Genomic DNA, 12,501 nt, shown 5'->3' on the forward strand with positions numbered 1-12,501 from the left:
TGAGCGGATGATGTTTTTTTTGCCCGTAACAATCAGGGCGAAACGGAAGCGATCGACGGGGCTCGTCCACGGAAGAGGACGAGTAAGGAAGAGCGATGCAGCCAGTTGTCCACGGTAACGGAAGATCCCCCCTCTGTGATGGCATCACTGTATGCTGCGGTCGCCAAGTCGATTTGACCCTCCCCTATGGAAACTTGACCTTCTGGACGTCGTCAAGCCGGTTTAGGCCAGCTTCATCAGGGCGTTGAGTTCAGCACTCGACATGACGTGTCCATAGATCATGTTCATGATCTCGAGTTCCTTGTGGTGAAGTTCGTCGGACCCGGCGGCGCAGCAATCTTCGATCACGACGACGGCAAAGCTCTCGTCGGCGAGGCTCCGGACAGTCGACGAGACGCATTGGTCCGTGAAAATCCCGCAGCAGACGACGGTTTTTATGCCGAGGTTGGTTAGGATCAGCCGCAGGTTGGTGCCCGTCAGTGCACTGTCTGTTGTCTTGGTAACGACGATCTCGTCCCCAATGGGCTGAAGCTCCGGGACAATCTGGGACGGCAACTCGTCTTTAGGTAAAAGAAGGTTGTTCCAGCCCGGCATCTTCTGCGACAGCGAGCGGTCCCGGCCCTCCTTGGTATGGCAGGCGATGCGCGCGAACAGGCATTCGATGCCGTTCCGCCGAAACCTCTCGAGAAGGTCCTTCGTTCTCGGCAGAACGACTTCATGCATGCGCTTGTGAAAGGGCGTCCAAGCGTCATACCGCCTCTGATCCTCCGGCGAAAGCGACGCACGGTCCGGCCGGGAGAGGTAGGTGTTCTGGACGTCGATGATGAGGAGGGCGGTGTGGGACTTGGAGAGATCCGGGTCGTCTGGCTCCGGAGCGCCGTCGTAATAGATGGATCGATAACCCGTCTTCCAGCTCATGCCCGTCCTTTCAGAAGCGTTTTTTGTAAAGTGAGCGGCGCTCATATACGTCCGCCGCCTCCTCGATGAAGGCCGCGACGCCCTCGGCGCCGTATGTTTCGCGAAGTTCTCGCGCAGCCGCGAGCAATTCGTCCTTGGAGCTGGCCCGGCCCGGACGCAGCAGCTCGTAGATCCGCATGATCACGTCTTGCGGAACGTCCACCAGCTCGGCGCCGCGCTCGAAATTCGCAGCCAGCGTTGGCCGCCCCGCCGCTGTCGAGATTTCAGCCTGCTGGCGAAGCGCGCGGTCCGTGATGCGAAGGTCTTCGAGCGATACGCGGTCGGACAGCACGCCATCGAGCGTAATGTCATCGAGCTTCTTGCCGGCTTTCGTCTCGACCACGTCGGGCCGGTTCTCGGCGAGCGGATAATCGGCGACGGTGAGAGGCTTCCCGGTCATGCGGCAGCTCCGAGGAACATCACATCGATCTCTTCTGGTTCAGCGCCCTCGGACGTCATCTCCGTCTCGATCGCGTAGATGAGCGAGACTCTAGCATGGTAACGTGAGCCCATGGCCTCGCCGCGTGTCGGCACGATAACGGGCTCGGGCATTTCGCCAAGCGCATAAGCAGCCGCATTGAGCCCCATTCGCTTGTAATGTTCGACCTTGGTGATCGGCGAGTTCGAGAAGAGTTCGAGATTGTTGTGCGGAAGCCGGTCCTTCTGATGAATGACGGCGGTGCCTTTTGCCTGAATGCCGATCCCGATGCCGGAGCCGGCGAGCCGCGCCGCGCTGAGCCCGAGGAACGAGGTATCTGCCGTATGCCGCATCCGGACGACGCGGGCCGTGCAGCCGCCTTCCGTTATGCCGCCAATCAGCACCCGCAAAATCGCGGAGAGGGGATGCCCGGCGACGGTTTGAAAGAGCTTCAGGCCAAAGGCGGGGCTGATGCCGATGACGACTTCCTTCGGATTGTGGGTCGCGGCGGCGGGCCCCGTCGGCCGGTAGGCGACCCGGTTGACTTCTCCGGGCCTGAAGGCCGCTTCTACTCTCAGCACCTCCTGGCGCGTCAGCACATCGCGAATGGCGACGATTTCGTCGCGACGCTCCTCGGTGAGACGGTAGCCTGTGCCAGGCCCCTGATAATCGTTGGGATTGTTTACGGCGCTGACGATGCGCCCGTCGCGAACGACCGCCGACGTCTGCAGATAATCGCCGGAAACGCGGAGTCTTACGAGCTTCAGCAGGTTTTCCGCCTCTTCGGTGAAGCCGCGCGCCGCAAGCGCCTTTATGACGTCGATGACCGTGATCGACCGATCGTAGATTGCTTCGCTGATTAGCGCCACGTCGCGGCCCGAAAACGTCCGCGTTTCATCCGAGCCGGATGCGGCAACGACCGAGAGCTTCATGTCGGCGGTCGGTTTCGCGAGCCTGAGTTCTTCCAGCACCGCGCTGATCGCATCGACGGCCCGCGACCTGAGCTCCATGACGCGCGTCTCGCCGACCGGCGTAAGCCCGCCGTCTGCCTCGAAGTCGCGCTGCAGAACCAGATAATCCTCGAGTTCCTCACCATTGAGCAGAGAGGCGTTGAACGAATTGTCGTACTTTAGAATTGAGCCGAATCCGGAACAGATGAGATCGGACCCTGCGATGAGATATGGCAGGATCTTCGCGCCGACGCGGATTTCCGATTCGGTCGCGCGAGCGTCGTTGCCGGACGCGCATTCGAGATCGAGCCAGACGGCGATCAGGTTCTCGGCCATCAATTCGCGCATGCCGCCAGGAACGGTGCACGTGACGGGCGCTCCGTCGATGCCGCCGTTCTGCGTGCCCTGCACGCCCATCGCGCGCTGCAGGCAAAGGCACCGCGCTTCGAGATAGAGCAGTGATTTGCGGTCGTGAAAGCCCATCAGCAACTCGGAGCCCGCGCCCGAGGTGCACCGCATCTTGATGCCCCGCGAAGCGTAGGCGGCCGCGAGAAATGCTTTCGACCAAGGCGTATCGTCGCCGTCGATGAAGCTCTTTTCGGTGCCGTAGACCGACACGGTCTCGGCGTAGGAGGTGAAGCCCGCCATGCCGATCTTGAGTTCTTCAGCTTCTTCGCTGGAGCACTGAAAGAGCGCGCCCCACCGTCCGACGGCAGCCCCGACGGCGCAGGCAACGGCGTTCGACCAGGAGTTGCGTGCAACCCGCATAGTCGTCTCGATTTCGTCGAAGCCGAGCGCCACCGCAGTTGCGGCATCAGCCGCCATCTGCAGAGGGTCGTCTTTCGCGTTCGTGACGTGCGCTTGATTGCCGGGCGTCTGCCGTGCCCGCATCTTGCTGTAGGCGAAAGCGATCTCGAGCGATGAAAGGTGGCTGACGACATCGGCGAGCTTGGCCGGCGTCATGCCGTGAGCGAGCCGAACCAGCGTCTTTCGCGGCACGTTCATGTCGACGAGCATGCGAGCCACTTCCAGAGACGGCATCGCCATCGCTTCCGGCGCGATTTCGGGATCGAGATGATACCGGGCTATGAACACATCGATCATATCGAAGTCGCGGACGGCTATGCCATCCATGGACTCGACGACACCGTCGCCGAGCGACAGTCCCGGTTTGGGATCGAACGGACTTTTGAACGCCGAAAAACCGCTTGCAGCATCTTCTGCGGCGAACTTGTCGAGCCGAAGCGGGCGCTCGTCCCAATCGGAAAATCGCTTCCAGCGATTCGGCCGTGCCTGCGTTTCATCAGTCATGCTTGTTTTCTCGACGATGGAGAGCCCGATTGCAATCGGAACTGACGTTACTCTGAGCGCGGCCACGGGATTTGACCAGAGCGGCCCCGAAGTTGACGGGGTTCGCGGCCAGGGGCTGATGACAAACTGAACAGACCCCTCTTCCAAGGGTCAAGCTGTTGCCGGCGGCGTACCCTATATTAGTCGAAACCGATGCGGATACGCAGCCCATTTGTCAGGGAGCTTGCCCAAGGGGCCCTATGGAAGCTACGCGAAAAATTCTCGACCTCAACGCCTTCGACATGAACGCAGCCGACAAGCTGCCTCCCGCGGTCACGAGCCTCGTCAAACGCCGGAAGCAGACATTCGGGCCGACTTCGATGCTGTTTTACGAACGGCCGTTGAACCTCGTCCGGGCCGAGGGCGTCTGGCTCCACGATGCCGATGGCACGCGCTATCTCGACGCTTACAACAACGTGCCGTCAGTCGGGCACTGTCATCCCCGCGTCGTCGAAGCCATATCGCGGCAGCTCGGCACGCTGAACACCCACACGCGTTACCTCTATGACAATATCTACACGTATGCCGAACGCCTTCTGGCCACGATGCCCGAGCCGGTCTCGAATATCGTATTTACGTGCACAGGCAGCGAAAGCGGCGATCTCGCGCTGCGCATCGCCCGCGCGGTGACAGGCGGCAAGGGCTTCATCGTGACCGAGAACGCCTATCACGGTAACACCACGGCCGTGACGGAAATATCGCCATCGTCCGCGAGCGCCGAGCCGCGGCCGCCGTACGTGTTCCTCGTGCCCGCGCCGGACACGTATCGCCACGGCAGCGAAGCCATTGGACCCAAATTCGCCGAGGACATACGCAAAGCCATCGCAGCCATGGAGAAAGCGGGCATTCGTCTCGCCGGGTTCATCGCCGACAGCATCTTTTCGAGCGACGGTGTCTACCCGGGCGAGCCGGGATTTCTGGCCGAAGCGGTCGCGGCAGTCCGCGACGCGGGCGGCGTCTACATCGCCGATGAGGTTCAGCCAGGCTTCGGCCGCACCGGCGAGAAAATGTGGGGTTTCGCCCGCCACGGCGTGGTGCCCGACATGGTCGTAATGGGAAAACCGATGGGCAACGGCTTCCCGATGGGCGGCGTCGCTGTCAAACCCGCTATGCTCGAGTCATTCGGCTCGAGGTCCGGGTACTTCAACACATTCGGCGGCAATCCGGTCGCGGCGGCCGCGGGACTGGCAGTATTGGACGTCCTGAACGAAGAAGGCCTGCAGGAAAACGCCCTTGATACCGGCGCCTATCTGCGCACAGAGCTTCGTATTGCCGGCGGAAACGGCGAACGCGTCGGGGACGTGCGCGGCTCCGGCCTCTATATAGGCGTCGAACTCGTGAAGGATAAGGCGTCAGCCGAGCCCGATCGCGCCCTCGCTGAGAGAATCGTCAACGGCATGCGCGAGCGCAATATCCTGATCGGGATAGCAGGCGGTCACGGCAACGTCTTGAAGATCCGTCCGCCGCTCTGCTTTACTCGGGAGCATGCAGATATCTTCATCGATGGCTTCAGAAGCACATTGGCAAAGGTACTCTGAAACCCGATCGATCACGGATCTAGGATGCAATCGAAACTTTTCATCGATGGAAAGTGGTGTGACGCGCTGGGCGCTCGCACGCTCGACGTCGTCAACCCGGCCAACGAACGAACCTTCCACCGCTGCGCCGCCGGATCAGCAGCGGACATCGACGCGGCAGTAGCAGCTGCAAAAGCCGCAATGGCCGGCCCATGGTCGCGCACGACCGGCCGGGACCGCGCCGCATTACTTCGCGCGATTGGCGCGGCGATCGAGGAGCAGAAGCAAGCGCTCGCCGAGATCGAGGTGAGAGACAACGGCAAGCCCCTGCCTGAAGCACTATGGGACATCGGCGACGCCGCCTATTGCTTCAATCTCTACGCAACGTACGCTGAGGAATTGGACGCGCGCCAAGGCGAAATCATCGGCGTTCCGGACGCGCGTTTTCAGTCGCGCGTCAAATACATGCCCGCAGGCGTGGCTGGGCTCATCGTGCCGTGGAATTATCCCCTGTTGATGGCGGCGTGGAAGGTCGCGCCGGCAATCGCGGCAGGATGTGCGGTCGTGCTGAAGCCGTCCGAGTATACGCCGCTGACGGCGCTCGAACTCGCGCGCATCGCAGCAGAAGTCGGGCTGCCGAATGGCGTCTTGAACGTCGTCACGGGCTATGGTGCGGACGCCGGCGCGCGCCTCGCCTCCCATCCCGACGTCCGCAAGTTGGCCTTCACGGGCTCCGTCCAGACGGGCATCGCGGTCGCATCCGCTGCGGCGCGCGACGTCAAAAGCATCAGCCTGGAGCTTGGAGGAAAATCGCCGATCATCATCTTCGACGATGCCGATATCGAGCAGGCCGTCGAATGGGTGATGTTTGGAATCTTCTGGAACCAGGGACAAGTCTGCAGCGCCACATCTCGGATGATCGTCGAGAAGGGCATCGCGCCGAAGCTCATCGACCGGCTCTCAGTGGAAGCCAAGAAAATCACGATCGGCGACGGCATGGCGCCGGGCACGCTGTTGGGACCGCTCGTCAGCAAAACCCAATATGACAAGGTGCTCGGATATATCGATGCTGGAAAGAGCGAGGCAACGCTCGTCACCGGCGGCGGGCGGCCCTCGCATCTCAACGAAGGCTACTTCCTGGAGCCGACGATCTTCGCGGATGTGCCACCCTCAGCGCGAATTTGGCGCGAGGAGATTTTCGGTCCCGTCCTCGCCGTCACGACGTTCGATACGGAAGACCAAGCCCTGACCTTGGCCAATGATAGCGAGTTCGGCTTGGCAGCAGCCGTCATGTCGGGCGACTTGAAGAGGGCGGAACGCGTCGCCGACGCTTTCGAAGCCGGCGTCGTCTGGATCAATTGCTCGCAACCGAATTTTCTCGAGCCACCTTGGGGCGGCGTGAAAAAAAGCGGCGTCGGTCGCGAGCTTGGAACGTGGGGACTGAACAACTTCCTCGAGCCGAAGCAGATCACCGCCTACACGACCCGTGAGCCGTGGGGCTGGTACCTGAAGGGCGGCGGCTGACGAACCAAGTCACGCCTTGAGACGGTATCCCGTCCTGAAGATCCACCAGGCGACAGCCATGCAGGCAGCAAGGAACAACGACGTCATCAGAAGGCTTACGCCGACATTCACGTCGGAGATTTCAAAGAAGCTCCAGCGAAAGCCGCTGATCAAATAGACGACGGGATTGAAGAGCGTCACGGTTTGCCAGAAAGGGGGCAGCATCTTTACCGAATAAAAGGTGCCGCCGAGAAACGTCAGCGGCGTGATGACGAGCAGCGGAATGATCTGAAGCTTCTCGAATCCGTCGGCCCAGATCCCGATGATGAAACCGAGCATGCTGAAGGTTATCGCGGTAAGCAGTAGGAATAGGATCATCCAGAAGGGATGCGCGATGCGCAACGGCACGAAGAGGCTTGCCGTGATCAACACGAGCAGCCCGAGGATGACCGATTTCGTCGCCGCAGCGCCGACATATCCGAGAACGATCTCGAAGGCCGAAACCGGTGCGGAAAGATGCTCGTATATGGTCCCGGTGAAGCGCGGGAAGTAGATGCCGAACGAGGCGTTGAGAGTGCTCTGCGTCAGAAGCAGCATCATCACGAGACCGGGAACGATGAACGCTCCGTAGTCGATTCCATCCACCTGCGAAATGCGCGAGCCGATCGCCGAGCCGAAGACGATAAAATAAAGACACGTCGAGAGCACAGGCGAGACGATGCTCTGCATGAGCGTGCGTCCCCAGCGGGACATCTCGAAACCGTATATTGCGCGGACAGCCTCGATATTCATCGCTTTTCCCTCACGAGATCGACGAAAATGTCTTCGAGCGAACTCTGCATCGTCGACAGATCTTTGAATGTCACGCCTGTCGCTCGCATATCGTTTAGGAGCGCGGTGATGCCCGTCCGCTCGGCTCGCGTGTCGTAGGTGTAGGTCAGTTCGTTACAGTCGGCGCCGAGGTGCAAATCGTAGGCGCCGAGCCCTGCCGGTATTTCCGTCAGCGGTGCGGACAGCTGCAGGACGAGCTGCTTCTTGCCGAGCTTACGCATCAGCTCGTTCTTTTCTTCGACGAGAATGATCTCGCCCTTGGCGATGACGCCGACGCGGTCGGCCATCTCCTCGGCTTCTTCGATGTAATGCGTCGTCAGGATGATTGTCACGCCTTCGGCGCGAAGATCTCTCACGATCTGCCACATCTCGCGCCGAAGCTCGACATCGACGCCCGCGGTCGGCTCATCGAGAAACAAAATGCGTGGTTCGTGCGCCAACGCTTTCGCGATCAGCAGCCGGCGCTTCATGCCGCCCGAAAGCGTCATGATCCGGCTGTCTTTCTTGTCCCAAAGCGAAAGTGAACGTAGCACCTTCTCGACGTAGGCATGGTCGCGCGGCTTGCCGAACAGTCCGCGGCTGAAGTTGACCGTCGCCCACGGAGTTTCGAACATATCTGTCGCGAGTTCTTGCGGCACGAGACCGATCATCGCGCGCACGGCGCGATAATCGGCCACGATACTCATGCCGTCGACGGTGATTTCCCCCGCCGTGGGATTGACGATCCCGCAGATGCAGCCGATCAGCGTTGTCTTGCCTGCGCCGTTAGGCCCGAGAAGAGCAAAAATCTCTCCTCGGTTGACTTCGAGATTGATGTCTTTGAGGGCCGTGAATCCCGAAGCGTACGTCTTGGAAAGATGTTCGACACGGATGACTGCTGGCATCAATTGTCTCTGTGCGATGGCGTGCCTCGACCCGGCACGCATCGCAGCGTCTGCTATCGTTGTCAACGGGCTCCGCCGGAAGCCGTCAGTCTATCGCCGGTAATCCAGCCGGACGCGTCGGATGCGAGAAATACGACGACCTTCGCGATGTCATCCGGTTGGCCGACGCGTCCCAGTGGCGTTTGCTGAACCGCGTGCGTCTCGAAGTCGGTTCCGAGAACTCCCATTGTATGAACGCCCTCGGTTTCGACGAGACCCGGAGCAATTGTATTCACGCGAATTTTCTTCGGCCCAAGCTCTGCCGCGAGCACCCGAGTCACGGCATCGACGGCACCCTTGGTCGCCGAGTAGAGCACGGTGTTCGGAAACGCAGCGAGGCTGACGACAGAACTGACATTGATGATGCTGCCCCCTTCAGGTCCGAAATGCTTTGCGGCTTCCCGTGCGGCCAGGATCGTGCCGAGAACGTTTATGTTGAACTGGCGATGGAACTCGCTGTCGGTCACGGCTTCGAGCGGCTGAAACGCATAGACGCCGGCGTTGTTGACGAGAATGTCGATCGAGCCGAAGGCCTTTTTGGTTTCGGCAAAAATGGCTTCGACGTCCTGTGCTTTTGCGACGTCGCCCTTGACGGCAATCGCCTTGCCACCTTTGCTCTTGATATCCGCGACGACTTTTTCAGCCCCTTCCTTGCTCGACGCATAGTTCACCGCGACGGCTGCGCCTGCTGCCGCGAGGGCTCGTGAGATTTCGGCTCCAATGCCTTTTGAGGCGCCGGTCACGATTGCAACTTTTCCTTTGAGATCAGACATTCTTTCTCTCCATATTTGGACTTCGGGGGGAAGCGCCAAGTTTCGGTCGTGTTATTCCGCGGCTGTTGGTGCCAAGTGGCTATGTGATCCGGCCGTCGTTGCGACTGGCGCGATGATTTCGCCAGTATGCTTGAGAGGTTTGTTGCCGCTGAGTTTTCGCAAGATCACGTAGAAGACCGGCGTCAGGAAAATGCCGAATAGCGTGACGCCGATCATTCCCGAGAAAACGGCGATGCCCATGGCTTGCCGCATCTCGGCGCCGGCGCCGATCGACGTGACGAGGGGAACGACACCCATGATGAACGCCATCGACGTCATCAGGATCGGCCGGAGACGCAACCGGCTCGCTTCGATTGCCGCCTGCACCGGATTACGGCCCGCGAGTTCAAGCTCGCGCGCAAACTCGACGATCAGAATGGCATTCTTTGCAGACAACCCGACAAGAACGATCAAACCGATCTGTGTGAAGACGTTGTTGTCGCCATGCGAGAGATACACGCCCGTAATGGCGGCGAGCAGGCCCATCGGCACGATCATGATGATCGAGAGCGGGAGAACGAGACTTTCGTACTGCGCTGCGAGCACGAGGAACACGAGGAAGATCGACAGCGGGAATACCCAAACGCCGGAATTGCCCGCAAGGATCTCCTGGTACGTTAACTCGGTCCATTCGAAGCCTATGCCCTTCGGCAAGACTTGCGCTGCTATGCGTTCAACCGCTGCCTTTGCTTGTCCGGACGAGTATCCGGGCGCTGCGCCGCCGTTGACGTCGGCGGTCAGGAAGCCGTTGTAGCGCATGGCGCGCTCGGGCCCCGAGACCTGCTTCACGTTGAGCAGCGCCGAAAGCTGGATCATGGCGCCGGTGTTGGACCGAACCTTCAACTGTCCGATATCCTCGGGACGCGCACGATACTTCGCATCGGCCTGAACGCGGACAGAGTACGTCCGGCCGAATTTATTGAAGTCGTTGACGTAGAGCGAACCGAGATAGATTTGCATCGTCGCGAAAACGTCGGTCACCGCGACACCGAGCTGACGTGCCTTCGTCCGGTCGATCGCAGCGAAAAGCTGCGGCACGTTCACCTGATATGAGGTGAAAACACCGGCAAGCTCGGGCGCCTTGCTGAGTGCGCCCGTGAATGAGTTCATTGCATCGCTCAAGGCGTCATAGCCAAGACCGGCCCGATCCTCGACCTGCAGTTTGAAGCCGCCGATCGTGCCGAGACCCTGGACGGGCGGCGGTGGAAACATCACGATGAATGCGTCCTTGATGCCCGCGAATTGCCGATTGAGGTTCATCGCGATCGCTGGACCGCTGAGATCCGGCGAGCGACGGTCTTCAAACGACTTCAAACCGGCGAAGACGATTCCGGAATTGGAGCTGTTGGTGAAACCGTTGATCGACAAGCCCGGAAACTGCACGGCGTTCTCGACACCAGGCGTCTTGAGCATGATGTCGCCCATTTGCCGAATGACCTCTTCGGTGCGGTCGAGCGTGGCGCCGTCCGGAAGCTGCGCAAAACCGACAAGATATTGCTTGTCTTGGCCGGGCACGAAGCCGCCGGGAACAGCCTTGAACATCGCGCCGGCCGCTCCGATCAGAACCAGATAAATGAGAAACGCCGCTGCCTTGTGCGATAGGATGCGTTTGACGCCGCCGCTGTAGGCGTTCGAACCCCTGGTGAACGCGCGGTTGAAGCCGCGGAAGAACCAGCCGAACGCAAAGTCCATACCCCGCGTCAGCCAATCCTTCGGCGCGTCATGACCTTTCAACAGAACTGCGGCGAGCGCGGGTGACAGCGTCAGCGAGTTGATCGCCGATATCACGGTCGAAATCGCGATCGTCAGCGCGAACTGCTTGTAGAACTGGCCCGTCAGTCCGGTGATGAGCGCGAGGGGAACGAAGACCGCGACCAGAACGAGCGCGATGGCGATGATCGGACCGGAAACTTCGCGCATGGCTTGAATCGTTGCCTCGCGCGGATGCAAGCCGTTCTCGATGTTGCGCTCGACGTTTTCGACGACGACGATCGCGTCGTCGACCACGATGCCGATCGCGAGCACGAGTCCGAACAGCGTCAGCGCGTTGATTGAGAATCCGAAGACATGCATCACCGCGAACGTGCCGATGATCGAAACGGGAACCGCAATCAGCGGAATGATCGACGCGCGCCACGTTTGCAGGAAGACAATAACGACGAGCACGACCAGCGCCACGGCTTCGAGAAGCGTGTGAATGACCGCCTCGATCGAAGCACGCACGAACTGCGTCGGGTCGTAGACGATGCTGTAATCGACGCCTTCGGGCATGTACTGCTTGAGTTCTGCCATCGTCGCGCGGACGTTGTCTGAGATCTCAATCGCGTTCGACCCGGGAGCCTGGAAGATCGGGATCGCGACGGCCTGCTTGTTGTTGAGCAGCGAACGCAGCGAATAGTCGGCCGCGCCGAGTTCGATGCGCGCGACATCGCGCAAGCGCGTGACCTGATTGTTCGCGCCGGCCTTGACGACGATGTCGCCGAATTCTTCTTCGCTCGCGAGGCGGCCTTGCGCGTTGACCGACAGCTGGAAATCGAGATTCGGAAGTGAGGGAGATGATCCGACAACGCCGACGGCGGCCTGCACGTTTTCAGCGCGAACTGCGTTGACGATGTCGTTTGCCGAAAGTCCGAGTTCCGCCGCCTTTGCCGGATCGACCCAGACTCGCATCGAATAGTCGCCTGATCCGAAGATCTGCACGTCGCCGACACCGTTGATGCGCGCAAGCCGGTCCTTGACGTTGATCACCGCGTAATTGCGCAGGTACGTCATGTCATAGCGGTCGTTCGGCGATAGCAAGTGCACGACCATCGTCAGGTCGGGCGAACTTTTGACCGTCGTGATGCCGAGCGCGCGCACATCTTCGGGCAAACGCGGCTCGGCCTGAGAGACGCGATTTTGAACGAGCTGCTGGGCCTTGTCCGGATCGGTGCCGAGCCGGAACGTGACGGTGAGCGTCATCAAACCATCGGTCGTCGCCTGGCTGCTCATGTAGAGCATGCCTTCGACGCCGTTGATCTGCTCCTCGATCGGCGTTGCAACCGTTTCGGCGATGACTTTCGGGTTGGCACCCGGGTAGTTCGCGCGCACGACGACTTGCGGCGGCACGACTTCCGGGTATTCCGAAATCGGCATCGCGGGCAACGCCAACAGGCCGCCCAGGAAAATCAGGGTGGAGAGCACGCCCGCGAAAATCGGACGATCGATGAAGAATTTCGAGATGTTCATGTGCGGCTCGCC

9 protein-coding genes are annotated in these 12,501 nt (G+C 60.4%); 2 read left to right on the plus strand and 7 right to left on the minus strand.

The features are described 5' to 3' along the window. Positions 1-222: 222 nt before the first annotated feature. Genes K2Q04_RS00990 through K2Q04_RS01000 form a run of 3 tightly spaced genes read right to left on the minus strand, consistent with a single transcriptional unit; the run spans position 223 to position 3,636 of the window. A complete protein-coding gene (locus K2Q04_RS00990; RefSeq protein ID WP_291158027.1) occupies positions 223-918 on the minus strand; it encodes a cysteine hydrolase family protein in 696 nt (231 codons plus the stop codon). A 10-nt stretch (positions 919-928) separates the two neighbouring features. Next, complete coding sequence (locus tag K2Q04_RS00995; RefSeq protein WP_291158028.1) at positions 929-1,357, minus strand: diol dehydratase small subunit; 429 nt, start codon at positions 1,355-1,357, stop codon at positions 929-931. Beyond that, a complete protein-coding gene (locus tag K2Q04_RS01000; RefSeq protein ID WP_291158030.1) occupies positions 1,354-3,636 on the minus strand; it encodes a propanediol/glycerol family dehydratase large subunit in 2,283 nt (760 codons plus the stop codon). Before K2Q04_RS01000 ends, K2Q04_RS00995 begins: the two co-directional genes overlap by 4 nt. Positions 3,637-3,875: 239 nt before the next feature. Between K2Q04_RS01000 and K2Q04_RS01005 the strand changes: the two genes are divergently transcribed. Both K2Q04_RS01005 and K2Q04_RS01010 read left to right on the plus strand, forming a co-directional pair. After that, positions 3,876-5,213, plus strand: coding sequence for an aminotransferase class III-fold pyridoxal phosphate-dependent enzyme (locus tag K2Q04_RS01005; RefSeq protein WP_291158032.1), 1,338 nt, complete (start codon positions 3,876-3,878; stop codon positions 5,211-5,213). A gap of 24 nt (positions 5,214-5,237) precedes the next feature. Beyond that, positions 5,238-6,716: an aldehyde dehydrogenase family protein gene (locus K2Q04_RS01010; RefSeq protein ID WP_291158033.1), complete on the plus strand. Its 1,479-nt coding sequence runs from the start codon at positions 5,238-5,240 to the stop codon at positions 6,714-6,716. 9 nt (positions 6,717-6,725) lie between these two features. Here the strand turns inward: K2Q04_RS01010 and K2Q04_RS01015 are convergent, their stop codons facing one another. The 4 genes from K2Q04_RS01015 to K2Q04_RS01030 form a co-directional block, all read right to left on the minus strand. Next, entirely contained in the window at positions 6,726-7,487 is a 762-nt protein-coding gene (locus K2Q04_RS01015) for an ABC transporter permease (RefSeq protein WP_291158035.1), read from the minus strand. After that, positions 7,484-8,410, minus strand: coding sequence for an ABC transporter ATP-binding protein (locus K2Q04_RS01020; RefSeq protein ID WP_291158036.1), 927 nt, complete (start codon positions 8,408-8,410; stop codon positions 7,484-7,486). The genes K2Q04_RS01015 and K2Q04_RS01020 overlap by 4 nt, the downstream gene beginning before the upstream one ends. Before the next feature lie 62 nt (positions 8,411-8,472). Further along, complete coding sequence (locus K2Q04_RS01025) at positions 8,473-9,222, minus strand: glucose 1-dehydrogenase (RefSeq protein WP_291158038.1); 750 nt, start codon at positions 9,220-9,222, stop codon at positions 8,473-8,475. 51 nt (positions 9,223-9,273) lie between these two features. Continuing rightward, positions 9,274-12,489 carry an efflux RND transporter permease subunit gene (locus tag K2Q04_RS01030; protein WP_291158040.1) on the minus strand — a complete coding sequence of 1,072 codons (3,216 nt, stop codon included), beginning with the start codon at positions 12,487-12,489 and terminating at the stop codon, positions 9,274-9,276. Between the last annotated feature and the right edge of the window lie 12 nt (positions 12,490-12,501).

Source organism: Hyphomicrobium sp., from assembly GCF_019753045.1.
Classification (GTDB): domain Bacteria; phylum Pseudomonadota; class Alphaproteobacteria; order Rhizobiales; family Hyphomicrobiaceae; genus Hyphomicrobium_B.